20 protein-coding genes, 1 tRNA gene and 1 pseudogene are annotated in these 19,197 nt (G+C 67.3%); 17 read left to right on the plus strand and 5 right to left on the minus strand.

Annotation, left to right across the window (positions count from 1 at the left end):
- The first annotated feature begins 267 nt into the window (after positions 1-267).
- Complete coding sequence (locus tag AC3CH1_RS13460; RefSeq protein ID WP_488463110.1) at positions 268-1,353, plus strand: Shedu anti-phage system protein SduA domain-containing protein; 1,086 nt, start codon at positions 268-270, stop codon at positions 1,351-1,353.
- Positions 1,354-1,452: 99 nt separating this feature from the next.
- On the opposite strand, the gene AC3CH1_RS13465 is transcribed toward AC3CH1_RS13460, so the two are convergent.
- Complete coding sequence (locus AC3CH1_RS13465) at positions 1,453-2,442, minus strand: PIN domain-containing protein (protein ID WP_488463111.1); 990 nt, start codon at positions 2,440-2,442, stop codon at positions 1,453-1,455.
- Positions 2,443-2,646: 204 nt separating this feature from the next.
- Here AC3CH1_RS13465 and AC3CH1_RS13470 point away from each other — a divergent pair, with 204 nt between their 5' ends.
- Together AC3CH1_RS13470 and AC3CH1_RS13475 are read left to right on the plus strand one after the other, a co-directional pair.
- On the plus strand, positions 2,647-3,093 hold the full coding sequence (locus tag AC3CH1_RS13470; RefSeq protein WP_488463112.1) for a GntR family transcriptional regulator: 447 nt from the start codon (positions 2,647-2,649) through the stop codon (positions 3,091-3,093).
- 11 nt (positions 3,094-3,104) lie between these two features.
- Positions 3,105-3,665, plus strand: coding sequence for an HD domain-containing protein (locus tag AC3CH1_RS13475; RefSeq protein ID WP_488463113.1), 561 nt, complete (start codon positions 3,105-3,107; stop codon positions 3,663-3,665).
- On the opposite strand, the pseudogene AC3CH1_RS13480 reads toward AC3CH1_RS13475, so the two are convergent.
- Positions 3,662-4,134: pseudogene (locus tag AC3CH1_RS13480) on the minus strand (NUDIX hydrolase). The gene AC3CH1_RS13475 and the pseudogene AC3CH1_RS13480 overlap by 4 nt on opposite strands.
- Positions 4,131-4,898, minus strand: coding sequence for a helix-turn-helix domain-containing protein (locus AC3CH1_RS13485; RefSeq protein ID WP_488463114.1), 768 nt, complete (start codon positions 4,896-4,898; stop codon positions 4,131-4,133). Before AC3CH1_RS13485 ends, AC3CH1_RS13480 begins: the two are co-directional and overlap by 4 nt.
- Positions 4,899-5,503: 605 nt before the next feature.
- Between AC3CH1_RS13485 and AC3CH1_RS13490 the strand changes: the two genes are divergently transcribed.
- The 14 genes from AC3CH1_RS13490 to AC3CH1_RS13555 all read left to right on the plus strand — a co-directional run bounded on the left by AC3CH1_RS13490 (position 5,504) and on the right by AC3CH1_RS13555 (position 16,959).
- Complete coding sequence (locus tag AC3CH1_RS13490) at positions 5,504-5,821, plus strand: hypothetical protein (RefSeq protein WP_488463115.1); 318 nt, start codon at positions 5,504-5,506, stop codon at positions 5,819-5,821.
- Positions 5,818-6,492, plus strand: coding sequence for a GGDEF domain-containing protein (locus AC3CH1_RS13495; protein WP_488463116.1), 675 nt, complete (start codon positions 5,818-5,820; stop codon positions 6,490-6,492). Before AC3CH1_RS13490 ends, AC3CH1_RS13495 begins: the two co-directional genes overlap by 4 nt.
- The gene (locus AC3CH1_RS13500) at positions 6,489-7,373 is read left to right on the plus strand and encodes a DUF2637 domain-containing protein (RefSeq protein ID WP_488463117.1); all 885 of its coding nucleotides are present in this window, start codon (positions 6,489-6,491) and stop codon (positions 7,371-7,373) included. The genes AC3CH1_RS13495 and AC3CH1_RS13500 overlap by 4 nt, the downstream gene beginning before the upstream one ends.
- Positions 7,373-7,759, plus strand: a complete 387-nt coding sequence (locus AC3CH1_RS13505) for an RRQRL motif-containing zinc-binding protein (RefSeq protein ID WP_488463118.1) — start codon at positions 7,373-7,375, stop codon at positions 7,757-7,759. The genes AC3CH1_RS13500 and AC3CH1_RS13505 overlap by 1 nt, the downstream gene beginning before the upstream one ends.
- An 85-nt stretch (positions 7,760-7,844) precedes the next feature.
- Entirely contained in the window at positions 7,845-10,016 is a 2,172-nt protein-coding gene (locus AC3CH1_RS13510) for a cell division protein FtsK (protein ID WP_488463119.1), read from the plus strand.
- A gap of 140 nt (positions 10,017-10,156) precedes the next feature.
- Complete coding sequence (locus AC3CH1_RS13515) at positions 10,157-10,447, plus strand: hypothetical protein (RefSeq protein WP_488463120.1); 291 nt, start codon at positions 10,157-10,159, stop codon at positions 10,445-10,447.
- Positions 10,448-10,453: 6 nt separating this feature from the next.
- On the plus strand, positions 10,454-10,642 hold the full coding sequence (locus AC3CH1_RS13520; protein ID WP_200722071.1) for a hypothetical protein: 189 nt from the start codon (positions 10,454-10,456) through the stop codon (positions 10,640-10,642).
- A gap of 10 nt (positions 10,643-10,652) precedes the next feature.
- Positions 10,653-11,261 carry a hypothetical protein gene (locus tag AC3CH1_RS13525; RefSeq protein ID WP_488463121.1) on the plus strand — a complete coding sequence of 203 codons (609 nt, stop codon included), beginning with the start codon at positions 10,653-10,655 and terminating at the stop codon, positions 11,259-11,261.
- 3 nt (positions 11,262-11,264) lie between these two features.
- Positions 11,265-11,777, plus strand: coding sequence for a hypothetical protein (locus AC3CH1_RS13530; protein ID WP_488463122.1), 513 nt, complete (start codon positions 11,265-11,267; stop codon positions 11,775-11,777).
- Between the two features lie 85 nt (positions 11,778-11,862).
- Positions 11,863-12,570: a DNA methylase gene (locus AC3CH1_RS13535; RefSeq protein WP_488463123.1), complete on the plus strand. Its 708-nt coding sequence runs from the start codon at positions 11,863-11,865 to the stop codon at positions 12,568-12,570.
- Complete coding sequence (locus AC3CH1_RS13540) at positions 12,567-13,484, plus strand: bifunctional DNA primase/polymerase (RefSeq protein WP_488463124.1); 918 nt, start codon at positions 12,567-12,569, stop codon at positions 13,482-13,484. Before AC3CH1_RS13535 ends, AC3CH1_RS13540 begins: the two co-directional genes overlap by 4 nt.
- Positions 13,481-15,031 (plus strand): YfjI family protein, encoded by a 1,551-nt coding sequence (locus AC3CH1_RS13545; RefSeq protein WP_488463125.1) that lies wholly within the window; start codon positions 13,481-13,483, stop codon positions 15,029-15,031. The genes AC3CH1_RS13540 and AC3CH1_RS13545 overlap by 4 nt, the downstream gene beginning before the upstream one ends.
- 278 nt (positions 15,032-15,309) lie before the next feature.
- Complete coding sequence (locus AC3CH1_RS13550; RefSeq protein WP_037878213.1) at positions 15,310-15,495, plus strand: helix-turn-helix transcriptional regulator; 186 nt, start codon at positions 15,310-15,312, stop codon at positions 15,493-15,495.
- 60 nt (positions 15,496-15,555) lie between these two features.
- Positions 15,556-16,959 carry a tyrosine-type recombinase/integrase gene (locus tag AC3CH1_RS13555; RefSeq protein WP_488463126.1) on the plus strand — a complete coding sequence of 468 codons (1,404 nt, stop codon included), beginning with the start codon at positions 15,556-15,558 and terminating at the stop codon, positions 16,957-16,959.
- A 136-nt stretch (positions 16,960-17,095) separates the two neighbouring features.
- On the opposite strand, the gene AC3CH1_RS13560 is transcribed toward AC3CH1_RS13555, so the two are convergent.
- Positions 17,096-17,185 (minus strand) — tRNA-Ser (locus AC3CH1_RS13560).
- An 86-nt stretch (positions 17,186-17,271) separates the two neighbouring features.
- On the minus strand, positions 17,272-19,020 hold the full coding sequence (locus AC3CH1_RS13565; RefSeq protein WP_488463127.1) for a S1C family serine protease: 1,749 nt from the start codon (positions 19,018-19,020) through the stop codon (positions 17,272-17,274).
- Between the last annotated feature and the right edge of the window lie 177 nt (positions 19,021-19,197).

Here is a 19,197-nt window from a genome sequence, read left to right on the forward strand (position 1 = left end):
GGCGTGAACCCCGATGCACGGAGCTGAATGAGACGGAAAGTGAGACGGACGGCCGGTCGGCCGACGGCTCTGGAGTCGCCGGTGCGCCCTTAGGCGCCCGGGTCTCCGATTCCAGCACTGCGTCTAGCTGGCTCGTGCACAGGGAGGAGGCCCTGCAGGGGCCCGCAACAATAGATTCGTTCAAGAGTTCGAATTTCACCAAACGCGCACGAAGCGACCCGCTGACTGTCACAATCAGGGCCCCTGTCTCTTTGGTGGAGGTTGATAGTGAGTCTTGGTGAAGAGATGCACATGTGGGGCCTGGATGCGGAGGAAGGTACAGGGCGATTCGGAACACGAAGCGCCGAGATAAAGAATGGGCCGAAAGTTTACAAGAAGGTCACTTATTCGACCTTCGGTAACCCCGCAACTAACGAGATTAGAACTGAGACCCTGCGCTTCACATCACACGAAAGGAAAGTGGGGGCCACAGAGTTTGACTTCGAAAATGTAAAGGACTCATGGTCCTGCGAGAATGGCGAGATTGAAAGGCTGATGGCCTTCCTTTCGAATGACGTGAGGAAGCAGGGGCGCTACCGCGTTATTGACACGGCATCGGCAGCTTCCTCGCTGCTCGGACTGCTTGAAACAGGCGAGATTGACCCTCACGGGTTGGGATCTCTCCTGGCTACCCATGGCGACCTACCACAGATGGTTGCTGCTCTAACAACAACGGCAGCTGGCCTCTCCGCAGTTGAGTCCGCAGTAATCGCTGAACGGCGCAGGGTGGTGCAGACTCTCCGAGATCTTGCAGAGCAACCTTCCGCCACTGAAACTGACATGCAGAGGGCTATGGAGGGGCATCACTGGCTATTTGGTGGCAGATACGTAGGCATTGCGCAGCGGCGCAGTCTCACGATGCTCGATTCGCACGACATTCCATTGCTTGGCGCCGATGGGACGCTCCACATCGTAGAACTCAAGGGGCCATCCATTCCCGGCCTCGTGAAGAATCACCGAAATCACTGGATCGTAGGCAAAGAAGTGCATGAGGCAGTGGGGCAGGTGATGAACTATCTTCGGGCGCTCGACCATCAGGGGCCCGCGATGGAATGGACTTTCGCCAACTCGCTGGGGGATTCCTATGACATGTGTCGCATTCGGGGAACTGTCGTGCTTGGGAATGCACATAAAATCCAGGGCGTGGATAAGAAGATCGTCGATAGGACGCTCCGAACCTACAACTCGCACCTTAGTCGCGTCGAAGTGCTGACCTATGACGATCTCCTCGATGCTGCCGACAGGGCGTTGCGTTTTGAGAACGACGCCTTGCCTGACTCCAACCCGGAATTGAGTGCGGAAAGCCCATTCTGACTCCAGCAAAAATGACACCCTGGCGGAGTCCATGTGCCCTGGAGCGGGATAAAGAATCGAGATGGTCCGCACCAGGGCGGGTGGAGAGGACTCAGAAGGTCACGTATCGAGAAAGTCCCATTCTTCTCCCAGAACCCAGCGAAGGGCTGACAGTTTCCCGTGCATGAAACCCCATTCCCAATTATCGAAAGGCGGCAGGTTGCCGACCCCAAATTCTTCTTCGATGCGCTCCCGGGCGGAATGGATTGTCTCTTTCAGCGAATCCGAAACGTCTGGATCTATCTGCCCGGTCTCGCCTTCGTGCATGAGGCTTCGGCCGTACCAGATTTTGTCAAAGTACTCTTTTTCTGCCGCCAAAATGTCTGCCAAGGATCTGGTTGCAGTGTCGGCCTGAATTAACTGAACTTCTTGGGCTTCATCGAAATAGTCGCTGCCAAGTTTTTCTCCGAGCAGCGCAACAAGCCCATCGACGTCGTAGACGTAATGCGAGTTGGGGGATTCGAAAATCTCTGCAAAGTCTGGGTGCGGTTGCCGACGATCCCCCTTTGGAAAAGAGAAGTCAGTGTAGTTGGCCGTCGCGAAAACATACTCATCCCCTTCCTCAATGTCAGGCCTCAAGGCCGAAGAGTACTGCTCCATTAAGAGTGCATCCGCAACGCTGTTCTTGTCCTGATGTAGGGGGGCCTTTTTTTCGAGGCCTCGCCGGACAACTGCCGAGTAATCTTCTTCGGACGGCTCCATTAGCGTCCCTCGGCGCAGCAGGTCAGAAATCTCAGAAAAATTCTGCAAAGATCGCGCGCTCACATGTGGGATCTGGTGAGCCATCTCTGCAATCCAACGCTGGGCGTCATCATTGCCATAATCATGCAAGTCCTGACGCAGGAGTCTGAATCTCTCCTTTACGCTTTGTTCCGTTGCAGCCTCGGCGCGCGGTCGGTTTCGGTCAAACTCGTCTAATATCAAGTTGGGTACCAGAAGCTCTAGCTTTTTCTGGTGCAGCAAGACGCGCAAGGGAACGATGATCTGTTGGCCGTCGCGGCGCTTAGCGATGTTCAACCATACAGAGGTGTCAATCAGCAATTGGAGCACAGGAGGATGCTAGAGGACTTGGAGCGCGCATGGGTCAACCTTGGGTTGGCGTAGCGGATCGTAAGGCGTCCTGCCCGGGAGCTGAACGAGTAGACCCCTGTCTTGATGGAGGTGAAGAATCTGCGACAACCTTGGTCATGTAGGGCTGCCACCGCTCGTGGGACCCTTGGCAGCGAGCAATTGAGTGTCGTGAGAGGAGCCGAAGTGTCGGAGGCGAGTCCGCGCGGTACCTATCTGGTCATCTCGGAGGCGCTGCGGAAGGGGATCGAAGAGGGGGAGATCAGCGGACCGCTGCCATCGGAGGCTGCTCTCACGCGCTCGCATGGGGTCGCGCGAAACACGATCCGCCGTGCTCTCAAGGTGCTCGAAGCTGAGGGCTCCGTGGAGTCCGTACCAGGGATCGGCTGGCGTACCGCGCAAGGCGGCGACCGTCGTTCCCTCGCCGAGCGGATGACTGACGTGATCGCGGAAGACTCGCTGACGATCGGCGACACGTATCCGTCCGAGTCAAAGCTCTGCGAGCGCTTCGGAGCGTCGCGAACGGCCGTGCGGCGCGTACTGGCCCACATGGAGGGGACAGGCGTGCTGGCCACCGTTCACGGCAAGGGGCGCACGGTGTGCGCCCTCCCGACATCCGTCGGCCGGTCGTAGCCTTGGCAGCCATGGGACTGAATGAGTGGGCGTACCCGCTATCCGAAGCGCTGTTGTCTGAACCGCTCCCCCGCCGGTGGGCACACGTCCTCGGGGTCGCTGGACGCGCCCGCTCTCTGGCGCCGATTCTGGGCAATGATGCGGAGCTATTGGAAGCGGCTGCGGTCCTACACGACATCGGCTACTCACCGAGCATCGCCACCACCGGCTTTCACCCGTTGGACGGCGCCCGGTTCCTGCGAGACCAGGAAGGCGCAGACGAACGAGTGGTTAGCCTGGTGGCTCACCACTCCTGTGCGCTCTTGGAAGCTGAGGAGCGGGGCCTCCGGCAAGAACTGGAGTGCGAGTTCGAGCTCGAACGCCCCGAGCTTGTTGACGCTTTGATCTTCTGCGACATGACGACCACGCCGACCGGTGGACACACCACACCGGCGCAACGTCTGGGCGAGATCGTGGAGCGGTACGGCCCCGACACGATCGTCGGACGCTTCATCCAGCGTGCGGCACCGGAGATCTATGCGGCCGCAGAGCGAGTAGAGAGCCGTCTTGTCGCCGCGCCTGCCGACAGTTAGCCGATATAGGGCTCGCGTCGTGAGTCGTCCAGTCCGTGCTGGATGCGCAGACGCATGGACGGGTGAATGTTCAGCTTGTCGAGGTCCGCTGGGGCAACCCAGCGGACCTCTTCGACTCGCTGCTCGTTCGCAGGACTCCGCCAGTCGGGTGTGCGCGAAAACAGATGGAGAACTGCTGGCGAACCTCTCCGTCGTCGTACGCCAGTACGTGTTCGGGGTTCGTGTACAGACCCACGATGCTGTCGACCTGCACGATGATCCCGGTCTCCTCAACTACCTCCCGGACGACCGTGTCCCCGATGCTCTCGCCGATGTCATGGCCACCCCCGGGAAGGGCCCACAGGTCGTTGTCGGTCTTGTGGATGATCAGAATCCGCCCCTCGTCGTCGCGGACGACCGCAGTGACCGAAGGTACGACGGAGTTGGCCTCGGGCGCGTTGGGATCTCGGAAGTAGTCGATGCGGCTCATGCCGGCAGACCTCCATAGGTGGGGGATGAGATGGGGCGGGCCGACTCCCAGACCCGCTCGATGCTCTCAGCGTATGCATCGAACAGCTCGCCCCCTGGGACGCGTTGCAGGTGCAGCACTGGGGCCATGTACGCGCCGACGCCGTACAGGTGGCCATTGGCCAGCATCTCGTCGTCAGCACGGTAGATCGAGTTGTAGAGCGTCGTGTCGTGTAGCCGGAACTCCACCCCGGGCAGCCCGAAGAGCGAGCTGTAGTTGACGAGGGCATTGCGAATCTTGCTGGCCATCGCAGGGCCGATTCCTTCATCCTCGCCGCGAACGGCCACGGCGGTGCTGTCAGGACTTCCGAGCATGAACCGGATACGCACACCGGCCGCCGACTTCTCCTTGACGACACGGTGGAACGTCGGGTCCTCGGTAAGCCAGAACCCTGAGTACACGAGCACATCGAAGTGCTCCCGCGCCTGCGAGTAGAGCTGTGGCCACAACCGGTTCGGCACCACAGACCGGTGCGGGTACAGCTTGATCAGCTCAGCGTTCCCGGCCTCAGTGACCTCGGCTGAGGTGCGCTCTTCGGGCCACAGGTAGGAAACCTCGCATTGCAGTAGCGATGCAGTGGCGAACTGGAATCGCCGGTAGGGCTTTCGCTTCGGATCGCCGATCCACCGCTCGACTGTCTTTGCTGACACCCCTAAACGGGCGCCTACTTGATCGAGGGTGAGGCCGCTTTCAACGATCGCGCCTCGGAGCCTCTCGTTCGCCATGTCGCGCTCTCCCTGCTGGGACGACTTGGGACGACTTCACCCTAGCGAAGACGTCCTCGGGTCGTACATGTACGGGGTCGATCGTCTGCCCTTCCGGGGCCAATCTGTAAGCACATCGACAGCGCGGGGCTCGCGGCCCGAACAGCCGAAGGGCTTGACGGAGCGAATCTCTCTCCGCATGATGAGGAACACGTGCTACATGTACCTCTCGTTCGGCAGTACTTGTTCGGCGGCGCTGACTCAGGTCCTGAACTGCACGACCGCAGAGCGCCCGACAGGTCCCGTGAGGACGGGAACCCCTGTTGACCAGGGGTTACCGAGCTTGCCGGGGAGTGACTGCTCTTTGACAACTGAATGGGGATCATGCCGCCTCTCCTCGGCCAAGTAGGCGGCCACGCGGTCTTCCGCGTGATGTACAGCGCAACCCCGTACCTGTTCGCAGCGGGTTCATGCTGCGGCCGGTTGCCCGATCCGCCTGTCTTGCACAGGCGGTGAGGGGGAGCCGGAGAACGACCCTTCCTGCTTCACCCCCTTGCCGGGGTGGCCGCCTCTCGCCAAAGACCGAGGCCGCCCCGGTTCCCTTCGCCTCTCAGGAGAGAACACCCATGCGTACGTACATCGGCAATCACCAGGTGCTCAACCCGGCCGAGTTCGAGGAACTGGCCCTCGGCTACGACGAACTGCCTCTCGGTCTCGACCGCGACCTGTTCCGGGGCCCGCTCACCCCGGAGTCCCCCCAGGAGCGGGCCGCCCGTCTGGACGTGGCCCGTGAGGTCATCGCGGAGCTGGCCGCCGAGGGGTCGGGCGGTGACGAGGTCGCCGCGTGGGACGCGCTCTACGCCGACGCGCTCACCCGCACCGTGCCCTTCCTGCGCGCCGCCCGCTCCGCCGGCCGTTTCGCCGGGACGGAGGAAGCGGCATGAGTCACACCCTTGCGGCCCTGTCCGCAGCCCTTCCGCTCGCCTCCGGCTGGTCGGTCCACAGTCTGTGGATGCGCCGCCGGTACGACGCGGCCCGGCGCGATCCGCTGACCGGTCTGTGGACGCGCGACCCGTTCGAGGAGCGAGCCCGCAAGAGCCTGGCCCAGGGCCAGCAGCGGGCCGTATACGTGATCGACCTCAATTGGTTCAAGCAGATCAACGACACCTTCGGCCACGCCGCCGGAGACGCCGTGATCCGAGCCACCGGGCAGCGCTTCGGCGAGTGGGCCGAGGACAACGCCGGAGTTGCGGGCCGTCTGGGCGGGGACGAGTTCGCCGCCGTCACCACGGTGGAAGCGGGCATGGGCACCGTGACGGGCAACCTGCTGGTGCAGCTCGCGGATCTGCTGGACCGGCTGGAGCAGCCGGTGGACTTCGAGGGACAGCGCATCGACGTGTACGCGTCGATCGGCGCCGCCCTGTGCTGGCGCTCCGGTGAGGCTGACCTGTCCGCGCTGCTGCGCCGGGCGGATGAGCAGATGTACCGGACCAAGCAGGAGGGTGGTGGCTGGAGCATCGCCCCGGCGCTCGGATCGGCCACGTCCGTGCGGACGGTCAACGGCCGCCGCGAGGGCCGGCCCGGCACCACGGGCGGAACGGGGGCGGCGGCATGAACCGCTTCGCCAAGACCTTGCTGGTCGCTGCTCTGGTCGGTGTGGTCGGCATGGCCTTCCGCGTCTCGTGGAACGCACAGCACGACGTGGCGCGCACGGTCGGAGCCGACGAGACCGCAGCCTTCCTCTACCCATTCGTGGTGGACGGCCTGATGGCCCTGGCCCTCGTCGCCACCCTCGTCCTCACCGGCAGGGACCGCGCCTTCGCCTTGAGGGTGCTCGCCGGATACACCGCCGCGTCCCTCGTCCTCAACTACGTGCACGGCCTGGTGCCCGCGCTGCGCGGGGGAGAGGTCCGGATGCAGTTGGCCGACTGGGACCCTGCCAACTGGGCCCTAGTCCTGCTGGCGACCTCTCTTCCGGTCGGGGCCATCTTCTTCGGCTCCGACCTAGTCGCCAAGGTCCTCCACCACCGAGCACCCCCGATCACAGATCAGAACGAAACAGATCATGAGCTAACAAATCGGTTGGGGTCTGACCTGCAAGAGTCGGCCCCCGAGGAGGCTGCGGCCGTGACCGAGCCCCCGGCTCCCGAGTCGGCTGAACCGGCCCCGGCAGTCGTCCCGGAGCCGGTCGCGGAAGTCGAGCCGGTGAAGCCGACTGAACCGCCCGTGCTGCGGCCGGTGGCTGCTGTCGAGTCGGCCCCGCGCCGGGCGACCGGTCGGGTACCGCAGTCGGCCCGCACACCCCGACCGACCCGCACCCCGGATGAGCTGCTGGCCGAGGCACGGTCGGCAACAGCCGACTGGCCCGACGAGAAGCTGACGGCCGAAGCGATCCGCAAGGCGGTCCGCACCTCGTCGGCCAACGGCCGCCTCCTGCGGGACGCGCTGAAGGCCGAGCGGACCGAGCGGGTGGTGTCTGAGGCGGAGGCCGCCTGATGGGCAGTCGCTTCTACGACCCGTCCGGTGCCCGCTACGGGGTGCCCACGTTCCCGTGGCGCATGGCCCCGGACGGCTATGCCACGCGCCGTCAGCTCAGGGCGGCAGGGCTCAGGCCCGGTGGGCAGGACATCGCTGCACAGGTCCTGTGGCACTCGCGCCGCTACTGGCGCAAGGGCACCAGCCCCGTCCGCGTCGCCTACCTCTACCGGATCGACCTGGCCAAGACGGTCCGGCCGATGACGCCGGCCAAATGGGCGGCCCTCGCCAAGGCCAACGCCGCCCGGCAGGTCTGCCCCGAGTGCAACACCGATGCCGGATACCGCATCCCCACCTCGCTCGGTGTGTGCGTGACCTGCGCGGATTCCCCGCAGCTCGCCGCCTGACCGGACGTGATCCCCGCCCCTCGGGCCCGGACGGCTCCCCGCCCCGGCGTCCGGGCCCACACCCACCCTGGAGAACGGACTCATCGTGTCTGACACGCATGTCACCGAACAGGCCGAAGCGCCCGAGCGTCCCGACGCCGAGGTCTTCGACATCACCACCAAGCGCCCCACCGCTTCGGCCCCGGAACCGGCCGGAGCACCCACCCCTGCCTCGCCGACCGAGGCGGACGACGAGGAGGAGTCGCCGCGGCTTCGTCCGGTCGACTCGCCCGCCCTGCCCGACCCGGGTATCACCACCTACAAGCGGCGGCAGATCCTCCCGAGTTGGCTGACCTCGAAGCCGGGGTTCGTCTCGACCACCCAGCGGGCCGCGTCGAACGCGTTCTACGCCACCGCTTTCCACGGCATCCGCACCCCCTGGTACGTGCTCCAGCTCGGTCTGCGCGCCCCGCAGGGTGCGGCCCGGCTGGTGAAGGAGAGTAACCGGTGGATGTGGGACGCCGAGGCCGCCCCGTTGCGGGCATACGAGGTCTACAGGGAGAACACCGCCGAGTATCTGAAGCTGTCGCGGCAGCGGGACCGGCGGGTGCGGCTGCGGTCGTTCGTGACGCTGGTCTCCATCGTCTTCGGTACCGGCCTGGCCTTGGCCCTGTATGTCATGGCTCCCGCGCTGCTGGTCGTGCTGGGGTCGGCTGCGGTGCTGGTCGCCGGGTACTGGGGCTCACCGCAGGATCAGCCGGTCATCGGCCCGGCCGTACTGAAGACCGAGCTGCAGAAGCTCACCGGGCCGATCGTGCTGCGCGCCCTGGACAACATCGGCAACGTGAAGCTGTCGGCCGCCATCAAGAAGGGCGGCGACATGAACGGGATGCGCTTCACCTCCGAGATCACCCGGGACGGGCCCGGATACCGCGCTGACCTGGACCTTCCGTGGGGTGTCACCCCGGAGGACATCATGGAGGCCCGCAAGCCCCTCGCCTCCGGTCTGCGCCGCAAGGTCGGCTGTGTGTGGCCCTCCTCCGACCCGACCGAGCACGAGGGCAGGTTGATCCTGTGGGTGGGTGACAAGCCCATGAACGAGACCACCAAGCCCGCCTGGCCGCTGCTGAAGTCCGGCAGCGTGGACCTGTTCAGTCCGGTCGTGTTCGGCAACGACCAGCGCATGGGCGACGTGGCCGTGACCCTGATGTTCGCGTCCGTCATCGTCGGGTCCATCCCGCGCATGGGCAAGACGTTCCTGATGCGCCTGTTCCTGCTGATCGCGGCCCTGGACCCGCGTGCGGAGCTGTACGCGTTCGACTTCAAGGGCACCGGCGACTTCGGCGCCCTGGAGCCGGTCTGCCACCGCTACCGGGCCGGGGATGAGGACGAGGACATCCTCTACGTCCTGGAATCGCTGCGGGAGCTGCGGGCGGAACTTCGGCGCAGGGCGAAGGTCATCAAGTCCCTGCCGCGCTCGCGCTGCCCGGAGTCGAAGGTGACCCCGGAGCTGGCGAACGACAAGACGTTGGGGCTGCACCCGATCGTCGCCGGGTTCGATGAGTGCCAGGTCCCCTTCGAGCACGACAAGTACGGGCCGGAGATCGAGGAGATCTGCACCGACCTGGGCAAGCGGGGTCCGGCGCTGGGGATGACGATGCTGTTCGGCACCCAGCGCCCGGACGCGAAGTCGCTGCCCACCGGCATCTCAGCGAACGCCGTGCTGCGGTTCTGCCTCAAGGTCATGGGGCAGCCCGCCAACGACATGGTGCTGGGCACGTCGATGTACAAGGCCGGGTACCGGGCCACGATGTTCTCCCGCACCGACCGTGGCATCTGCTGGATGGCCGGTGAGGGCGACGACCCGCGCATCGTCGCGTCCGCGTTCGTGGACGCGGTCGGCGCGGAGAAGGTCGTGGCCAGGGCCCGGAAGATGCGCGAGGAGTACGGCAACCTCACCGGCCACGCCATCGGCCAGCAGCCGGAGAGCGGGGAAGCCTCCTTCGACCTCCTCGCGGACATCCTTAAGGTTGTGCCGGCCGACGAGGACAAGGTGTGGAACGAGAAGATCGCCGCCCGCCTCACCGCCCTGCGCCCCGAGGTCTACACCGGGTGGAAGGCCGAAACGGTCACCTCGAACCTCAAGCCCCACGGCGTCACCGCACAGGACGTCTGGGGCACCAGCGACAAGGGCAAGGGCACCACCCGCCGAGGTATCGCCCGCGCCGACATCACCAAAGCAATCACGGTGCGTGACGGAAGCCGGTCCGGGAGCTGACGCGGACCGCTGCTAGACCTAGCAGCCACCGCTGCTAGGTCTAGCACCCCCGCTAGCAGCCCAAAGCGGCCCTCATCAGGGATCTCGCACCTAGCACCCCAGCTGCGCAAACACCGGAAACCCCGCCTGGAAGGCGCCCCATGACCCTCATCCTCCTTGCTAGCGCCTGCCTGATTATAGTCACCCTCAGTTACGTCAGTCTGTGCGCGGCCAGCCCGTTCGGGGACTGCCGCAAGTGCAAGGGCTTCGGTTACGCGCTCAAGAAGGACCGGCGCGGCAACCTCCGGCCCGGCAAGACCTGCCGCCGCTGCCGGGGCGAGCGCAAGCGCATCCGCGTCGGCCGCCACCTCTTCAACGTGTGGCTGCGCCTCTACCGCGACGGCACCGACACCCCCAGGAAGCCCGCCTTCAAGACCACCTCGAAGGGATAACCCCGCATGGCCATCACCGTCTCCCTCGTCGCCCTGTTCGGCCTCGTCCTGTTCTTCCTGCTCCGCTCCAAGACCCTCGGATGGGGCTCCGCCTTCATCGCCGTGATGTTCGGGTTCTTCCTCGCCTCCACCGGAGCGTCCGGGCCCATCAACGAACTCACCACCGCCGTCATCAACGCCATCCCCGACCTGTAGGAGGCAGACGATGAACGAACCCCTCGTCCAACGCCACTGGCTCACCCTCGCAGCGCCGAAAGTGGCCCCGGCCCTTGCCACGTCCACGGTGCTGATCCTCGGGAGGATCTGGAACGCGAATGGCGCCGAACACTCCGTGGGCAACGCGGCCTTGATGGTCGTGCTCGCTGCCGGAGCCGGGGCGGCCGGCGCTTTCGCATCGGCCGGTCGCGCCGGTGACCCCGTCATCGCCGGAACCGCGTTCGCCGCCTCCGGAGGGCTCGCGCTCGCAGGCGTCGCCGGATACGCGGACGGTCTCCCGCTGCCGCTGCTGCTGTGGGTGCTCGCCACCGCCACCGCGTACGGAATCGCTGCCCGCTACTGGCGCGCCGACCGCCGCGACACCGTCGCCTACGAGCGGCAGACGACCGTCCGGCGCGATGAGCACGGACACGTCGAACGCGTCGAAGCCCTCCGCGCCGGGGCACAGATCGAAGTCGCCCGATCCGGCGTGGCCTACGCGGAACAGCTCGCCACCGCGCTCATCTCCCGCGCCGCACTGCCCGGCTACGACCCCGCCGCGCTCACTCGCGCCGGGCTCCCCGAACTCCCCGCCGTCGACATCACCAAGGAGCACTGACCCGTGTTCGAGATTCGCATCATCTGCGAGAGCGCCGACCGCGAGAGCGTCGTCACCGGCCTGCGGTCTCAGTTCAACATCGGCCGCGTCCGGAGCAGCTTCTCCCTCACCTCCGGTGGCGAGCGCCTCTACTTCACCGCCGACCTCCCCGCCGCCAACCCGTTCCCCACCCCGGAGCAGGCCTACGCCGACGCCCCGGGCATCGGCTACGAACTCGAAGTGACGCGCGAGATCCTCATGGACACGCCGCTGTCCCCGGACCTCAACCGTGAGTACTGGCTTCGCCGCGCGGCCGCCCTCGACCGCATGGCGCTCGGACTCGCCCTCGGTCACGACGCGACCCCGGAGGCCGCCGTCGACGCCGCCATCAACCTCATGGACCTCGACAGCGCTGCCGGGCTCGGGCCCTCCGGCTACGCGGACGGGCCTTATCACCCGGACCACCCGGAGAGCGTCCGTGACCCTCGCGGCTACGTCCGCCAGGAGTTCGCGATCTGGCACAAGAACAACCAGTAGCTATGCCCGGGGCGGTCGCCTCTCGCCAAAGACCGCGACCGCCCCGGCTCCCTTGTCCCTTCGCAGAAACAGGAGAACCCCCAGCATGACTCAACCCACCCTCATCCGGCGATCCCGCTTCCGGGTCCTGGACGCGTTCTGCTGCATCGGTGGCGCGGCACGCGGCTACCAGGATCTCGGCTGGCACGTCACCGGCGTCGACATCAAGGCCCAGCCCGACTACTGCGGTGACGCCTTCCACCAGGGCGACGCCGTGGAGTTCATCCGTGAGCACGGCCACGAGTTCGACTTCATCCACGCCTCACCCCCCTGCCAGGGAGAGGGAGCGCCGACCAAGGGCACGAACGCCGCCCGCAACGCCCGTACCGGCCGCCGGCACCCTCGCCTCATCGCGCCCACCCGCGCGGCACTCGACGTCGTCGGCCGGCCCTACGTCATCGAGAACGTGGCCGGCTCCGAGGTCCGTAAAGACCTCCGGCTGTGCGGTGAGCAGTTCTCCTTGGCCGTACTGATGCACCGCTACTTCGAGCTGGGCAACTGGACCGCCACGCAGCCCGCGCACCCCGCGCACCGGGGCAGGGTGCGGGGGTGGCGGCACGGCGAATACTTCGACGGCTCCTACGTCGCCGCCTACGGCAAGGGCGGAGGCAAGGCCACCGTGCAGGAGATCCGCGAGGCCAAGGGCATCGGCTGGTCCCATGACCACCTGGCCCTGCGCGAGGCGCTGCCGCCCGCCTACACCCGATGGATCGGTACCGCGTTCCTCACCCGCACCGAGGAGGCGGCAGCATGAGCACACACCTGTTGAACGCCGCCCTGGCCGCTGCTGAGCGCGGCTGGCCCGTCTTCCCCGTCCGTCCCGGTGACAAGCGCCCTGCGGGGCACCCGGAGCGGTCCTGCCCCGGCACCGGGCGTTGCGCGGACGGTCACCGCACCCCGGAGCAGCGCGCCACTCTCGACAGTGCCAGCATCCGCGCGTGCTGGGAGTCCGCCCCGTACAACGTCGGGATCGCCACCGGTCCCGCCGGCCTCGTCGTGGTGGACCTGGACCTGCCCAAGGACGCTGACGACACCGCACCGTCCGAGTGGGCGGGTATGGCCGATGGGCTGGACGTGTTCGCCGCGCTGTGTGAGCGGGCGGGCGAGCGGTTGCCGACCGAGACGTACACCGTGCGCACCCGCCGTGGCGGACAGCACCTGTACTTCACCGCGCCTGCCGAAAAGCAGCTACGTGGGAGCGCAGGACGTCTGGGGTGGAAGGTCGACACGCGAGCCTGGGGCGGGTACGTGGTCGCTGCCGGCAGCACCGTGGGCACCGGCTCGTACGAGATCATTCACGACGCGCCCCCGGCCCCCCTCCCCACGTGGCTTGGTGACCTCCTCACCCCGCCGCCCGCATCCGCCCCGGTCCCCGTGGCCGTACTCCGTTCCCGCATCGGGAAGGCAGACCGGTACGCGACCGCCGCCCTCAACGGCGAGATCGCCAAAGTCGCCGCCGCCGCAACCGGCACCCAGAACACGACCCTCTACAACGCGGCCTACGCCCTCGGCAGGCTCATCGCGGCGAGAACCCTGACCGAGCACGACGTCACCAGCGCCCTCACCGAGGCGGCCATGGCCAAGGGACTGGCACCCTCCCGCATCGCGGCCAGCATCCGCGACGGCATCCTCCGCAGCACCCGCAACACCACGGGAGACGCAGCATGAGCACGCAGCCCGTGGACAGCACGGAACTCTGGGCCGGATTCGAAGCCCTGGACGCACAGCAGGAAGCCGCAGCCCCGTGGGACGACCCGATCCCGCTCACCGCCCGCCGCGAACTGCCCCCCTTCCCCACAGAGGTCTTCCCGGCCTGGCTCGGAGACTTCGTGCGCGGCGTCGCGGAGGAGACGCAGACGGCAGAGGACGCAGCTGCGTCGCTCGCGCTCGCGGTCCTGTCGACTGCCGCCGGAGGCCGCGCCGTGGTCCATGTCCGGGGCCGGTGGCGGGAGCCCACAAACCTCTTCGTCGTCATGGCCCTGCCCCCGGGCAGCCGCAAGAGCGCGGTGTTCGGGCTGATGACGGACCCGCTCTACAAGTGCGAGGAGTTGATGGCGACCAAGGCGGCCGGGGCCATCATCGAGGCTGAACTGACCGCACGCCTCGCCAAGGAAGTCGCGGACAACGCGGCGGCCAAGGCAGCCCGCGCGGACGCCGACAAGCGCGACCAGCTCATGGCCGAGGCCATCAGCCTCGGGCAAGCCGCCGAGGCGGTCACTGTGCCCACGAAACCGCGCCTGCTGGCCGACGACGCTACCCCGGAGGTCATCTCCTCACTGCTCGCAGAGCAAGGCGGCAGGCTTTCCGTCATGTCGGCAGAGGGCGGGATCTTCGACATCATCGCCGGGCGCTACTCCGGCACCCCGAACATGGAGCCCTTCCTTAAGGGCCACGCAGGGGACCGCCTGCGGGTGGACCGCCGAGGACGTGAGGAGTTCATAGACTCCCCCGCCCTCACCATGGGCCAGACCGTTCAGCCCTCCGTGCTGGAGGACATCAGCCGCATCAAGGGAGCGGGGGATAGGGGCCTCTTGGGCAGGTTCCTGTACTCCCTCCCCGAAGACCTGGTGGGCTATCGGGAGGTCACCCCCGAGCCCCTGGCCGAAGAGGTGGCCGACCTCTACGAGGAACGCGTCACGTCCCTGACGATGAGCCTCGCGGGCTGGACCGATCCCGCCGTACTCCAGCTCACCCCCGAGGCCAACGAGGCCCTGGCCGCCTACGAGCGGCGGCAGGAACCGCGGCTGCGGAAGCGGGGCGGGGACCTCGGGCACATCAGGAACTGGGCAGCGAAGCTGGGCGGTGCGACCGCCCGTCTTGCCGGGCTGCTCCACCTGGCCGCGCACACGGAGAACGGGCACACCCAGCCCATCACCGCCGACACCATGCGCGACGCCATCAAGCTGGCCGACTACTTCACCGGCCACGCCCTGGCGGTGTTCGACCTCATGGGAGCCGACCACACCGCCAACCGCGCCCGCACCGTCTACGAGCTACTGCGCGACAACGAGTGGACCGAAGTCAGCAAGCGCGACGTCATGACCAAGCTCTCCCGCACCGAGTTCCCCACCGTCGCCGATCTCGACCCGGCGCTGAACCTGCTGGAAGACCACGGATACATCCGGGCGCAACCCGTCACCAAGACCGGAGGACGCGGCCGACCGCCCTCCCCGCGCTACCGCATCCACCCGCAGCTCAGCGAACCCACCGCCTGAACCCCGCCACAGAAACCACAGAATCACAGAAATAACCCCGCACCGCCCCTGAACTGCCCGAACACGGCCAGGGGCGGTCAGGAGGCGGCTGCCACAGAAATCCGCAGAAGAACCACACAAATACGAGCCCACCCCGGCCCCCCTATTTCTGTGGGACTTCCCGCGCTTTCTGTGGCAACCCACCTCCACCACCAAAACCCCAGGTCAGACCCACCAAACAGGGTTTCTGTGTATTACGTGGTTTCTGTGGCGGCTAACCGTCTCGAAGGAGACCACGCGTGGCCCGCCCTCAGATGCTCAAGCTCCCCGAAGTCCTCGACGAACTCAACATGTCTCGCGCCGCCTTCTACCGCCTGCGCGCCCGGGGCCTCGCACCCAAGCTCATCAAGCTCCCCAACCACCAGGTGCGTGTACGCCGCGCGGACCTTGACGCCTGGCTCGCCAGGTACGAGGAAGCCGCCTGAGTCCGCACCGACCAGACCTGAGAGGGCCCGCCACGGCGGGCCCTCTTTTCATGGAGAGACATGCTCACCTTCGACGTCGTCATCTGGTCCATCCGGCAACGCAAAGGCCGACCGAAGCCCTGGGAACTCCGCTGGCGCGTCGGAGCCGAGGGGCACTCGAAGAGCTTCACTCTCAAACCGCAAGCTGATGGTCGCCGCTCCCAGCTCATGGCCGCTCTGCGAGCGGGGCAGCAGTTCGACGAGGAGACCGGGATCCCCGAGAAGGAGCTTGCCGCTCTCGCGATGCCGACGTGGTTCGAGCACGCCAAGGCGTACGCGCTGATGAAGTGGCCCGGCGCGGCGGCGAAGCATCGAGCGAGCATCGCGGAATCCCTCGCGGTCGTCACGCCCGTCTTCACGACTGGCGCCGGCACCCGACCTGACGCCCGTGTGCTCCGCGCAGCTCTGTACCAGTGGGCCTTCCGAGCCGTGAACGGTCCGAAGGATCAGCTCGTCTCGCGCGCCGACGTCCAACAGCCCCCCGAAGACGTCCGGAAGGCATTGGAGTGGGTTGCTCAGCACTCGATGCGGGTGGACGAAGCCTCGAAGCCGGAGCACGTACGCGGGGCACTCACGGCTCTTTCCCTACTCCTGAACGGCAAGCCTGCGGCGGAGAACACCGCCAACCGGAAGCGCATGGTGCTCAGCAACGCCTTCCGTTACGCGGTTGAGGAACGCGCCCTTCTCACCCGCCACCCGTTTATGTCGGTGGACTGGGCGGCCCCCCAGACTTCGGACGAGGTCAATTTCCGGTGGGTGCCCGGCCCTCGACTCGCTCGCGCTCTGCTCGCCGCCGTGGCCGCGCAGGGAGAACGCGGTGAGCATTTGGAGGCGTTCTACGGGGCCGTCTACTACGTGGCGACGCGCCCCGGCGAAGCCGCGGCGCTCAGGAAGTCGGACTTCATCCTGCCGCCCGAGAGCGAGCCGGAGGCGTGGGGTGAAGTGCTTGTATCGGAGAGCCACCCGGAAGTCGGGGGCGGTTGGACCGACAGCGGGAAGTCCCACGACGAGCGCGGCCTAAAGCACAGGGCGCGGAAGGCCGTACGGGCCGTTCCCGTCCCGCCGGTATACGTGCGCATGGTCCGCGCCCACATCGCGCGCTTCGGTGTCGCACCGGACGGCCGGCTGTTTCGGGCGGTGCGCGGAGGCCGCCTGACGTCGAACGAGTACTCCGAGGTCTGGAGCGAGGCGCGGAAGGTCGTGCTCAGCGAGCAGGAGCTTCGGACCGCGCTGGCGGAGGTCCCGTACTCCCTGCGGCACGCCGCGATCTCGCTGTGGATCAAATCCGGCATGGACCCTGTGGAGGCCGCCTACCGCGCCGGCCACAGCCTCGCGGTGCTCTACCGGTTCTACGCCAAGCTCCTCAAGGGCGGATCGGCGGCGGCCAACCGGCTCGTTGAGCTGGGGCTTAGTGCCGAGGAGTAGGCGCGATCCTGGCCCACACATGGCCCACACGCGCTGGTCGGCACCGGGAAACAGGGGTACGGGGTGAGACAAGGTGAACGCAGAGGGCGGGTCTCCACTTCGGAGACCCGCCCTCTGACCTGCTACTTCTCTCACCTGGCGGTGGGTGTGGGATTTGAACCCACGGTGACATCGCTGCCACGACGGTTTTCAAGACCGTTCCCTTAGGCCGCTCGGGCAACCCACCTCGCGTCGGCGGTCCGGTCGCTGTGCAAGCCGATGGGCCGTCAGGCCCGCGTGGGGCCGGTTCGACGCGAGGGACAGCCTAGCCGGTCAGCTGTCGCCCTCGCGCTGGCCCAGGGTGACTTCGGCCGTGGCCGTCTTGCCGTCGCGCTCGTACGTCAGGGTCACCTTCTCGCCCGGCTTGCGGGTCCAGATCTCGCCGATCAGGGTCGGGCCGCTGTCGATCACGGTGTCGTTGAACTTCGTGATCACGTCGCCCGCCTTGAGGCCCGCCTTGGCCGCCGGGCCGTTCGGGGTGACCGCGGGGGTGCCGCCCGCTCCCTCGGCGGAGATGGCCGCGCCGCCCGTCTTCTCCTCCATCGTGACCGTCGCGCCGATCACCGGGTAGACCGGCTTGCCGGTCTTGATCAGCTGCTCGGCGACGTTCTTGGCCTGGTTGATCGGGATCGCGAAGCCGAGACCGATGGAGCCGGCCTGGGACTGTCCGAGGCCGCCGCCGGTCGACTGGATCGCGGAGTTGATGCCGATGACCGCGCCCGTCGCGTCCAACAGCGGGCCGCCGGAGTTGCCCGGGTTGATCGAGGCGTCGGTCTGCAGGGCGCTCATGTAGGAGTTCTTGTTGCTGGAGCCGTCCCCGGACGCCACCGGGCGGTTCTTCGCGCTGATGATGCCCGTGGTGACCGTGTTGGAGAGCCCGAAGGGCGCGCCGATCGCGATCGTCGAGTCGCCGACCGCGACGCCCTCCGAGTTGCCCAGCGGCAGCGGGGCGAGGCCCGCGGGCGGGTTCTTGAGCTTCAGTACGGCCACGTCGTAGCCCTGGGCCCGGCCGACCACCTCGGCGGCGTACTTCTTGCCGTCGGAGAAGGTCGCCGACAGTTCGCCCGACTCCGCGGCGGACGCCACCACGTGGTTGTTGGTGAGGATGTGGCCTTCCTTGTCGTACACGAAGCCCGTGCCCGTGCCGCCCTCGCCCTCGCCGCCCTGCGCGTCGATGGTGACCACGCTGGGGAGCGCCTTCGCCGCGACCCCGGCCACCGTGCCCGCCGGGCGCTTCAGGTCCCTCGGGGTGTCCGACGCCGAGATGGTGGTCGAGCCGCCACCGTTGCCGTCGTTCCGGTCGGCCGCCCAGAAGCCGAGGGCTCCGCCGACGCCGCCCGCGACGAGGGCCGCGACGGCCACGGCCGCCACCAGACCGCTCCCGCGGCCCCTGCCGCTCTTCTTGCCCGGGGACTCGGAGCCGGGCGGAACCGGAGCGCCCCAGACCGGGCCGTGACCGCTCCCGTCGCCGATACCGCCGGACGCGTGACCGACGCCCCCGTCGGCGTACGACGGGACGGCGGGCGGAGGCGGCGGCCAGGACGCGGCGCCCGCGGGGGGCCCGGGCTCCGCTCCGTATCCGGGCGTCGCTCCGTACGGGGAGTGCTGCGGCGGCTGCGGCGGCTGAGATGGCGTCGGGTGGGGGCCCTGGGCGTACGCGGGCGTGGCCGGGGCGCCCGGGGAGGCCGGGGCACCCTGGTGCGTGGGGTCGTGGCGCGGCGCCTCGGCGTACGCCGGGGCACCCGGTGCCGGGGCCCCCGGGGTCGATGCCCCCGGTGCCGGGGCCTGCGCGCCGGGTGCGTAGGGGGCCGCCTCCGCTGCTTCGGTGTCGTGCACGGGAAGGCGCGCGGTGTCGTGCGCGGGATCGTGCGCCGTCTTGTGCGCGACATCCTGGGCCGGGTCCTGGCCGGGCGGCGGCGTGACTCCGTCGGTCGCCGGTTCGGGAGTGGCGGCCGGCCCGGGAGGTGCGGACGGCACGGCCGGTACCGCGTTGCCCTCGTTGCCCTCGTTCTCGGTGCTCACAGCTCTTTACTCCTCGGTTCCACTCGGCATCCAGTCGGCGTTCGGCAAGAAATCCGCTGTGCACGTGTCTGCGGTCAGCTTTTCCCACGACACGTCGGGCCACTGTAAGCAGGACCTGTGCATCCGCACACCAATCTTTACATCCGACAAAACAGACCTCCAGGGTGACATGTGCTC

Source organism: Streptomyces sp. MGP-P1, assembly GCF_057766565.1.

Bases quoted from the DNA above. Each gene is read 5' to 3' on its own strand.
- AC3CH1_RS13485 (WP_488463114.1), bottom strand. From the start codon at position 4,898: ATGGCGAACGAGAGGCTCCGAGGCGCGATCGTTGAAAGCGGCCTCACC.
- AC3CH1_RS13545 (WP_488463125.1), top strand. From the start codon at position 13,481: ATGAGCACGCAGCCCGTGGACAGCACGGAACTCTGGGCCGGATTCGAA.
- AC3CH1_RS13535 (WP_488463123.1), top strand. From the start codon at position 11,863: ATGACTCAACCCACCCTCATCCGGCGATCCCGCTTCCGGGTCCTGGAC.
- AC3CH1_RS13490 (WP_488463115.1), top strand. From the start codon at position 5,504: ATGCGTACGTACATCGGCAATCACCAGGTGCTCAACCCGGCCGAGTTC.
- AC3CH1_RS13540 (WP_488463124.1), top strand. From the start codon at position 12,567: ATGAGCACACACCTGTTGAACGCCGCCCTGGCCGCTGCTGAGCGCGGC.
- AC3CH1_RS13500 (WP_488463117.1), top strand. From the start codon at position 6,489: ATGAACCGCTTCGCCAAGACCTTGCTGGTCGCTGCTCTGGTCGGTGTG.
- AC3CH1_RS13505 (WP_488463118.1), top strand. From the start codon at position 7,373: ATGGGCAGTCGCTTCTACGACCCGTCCGGTGCCCGCTACGGGGTGCCC.
- AC3CH1_RS13520 (WP_200722071.1), top strand. From the start codon at position 10,454: ATGGCCATCACCGTCTCCCTCGTCGCCCTGTTCGGCCTCGTCCTGTTC.
- AC3CH1_RS13555 (WP_488463126.1), top strand. From the start codon at position 15,556: ATGCTCACCTTCGACGTCGTCATCTGGTCCATCCGGCAACGCAAAGGC.
- AC3CH1_RS13495 (WP_488463116.1), top strand. From the start codon at position 5,818: ATGAGTCACACCCTTGCGGCCCTGTCCGCAGCCCTTCCGCTCGCCTCC.
- AC3CH1_RS13515 (WP_488463120.1), top strand. From the start codon at position 10,157: ATGACCCTCATCCTCCTTGCTAGCGCCTGCCTGATTATAGTCACCCTC.
- AC3CH1_RS13475 (WP_488463113.1), top strand. From the start codon at position 3,105: ATGGGACTGAATGAGTGGGCGTACCCGCTATCCGAAGCGCTGTTGTCT.
- AC3CH1_RS13525 (WP_488463121.1), top strand. From the start codon at position 10,653: ATGAACGAACCCCTCGTCCAACGCCACTGGCTCACCCTCGCAGCGCCG.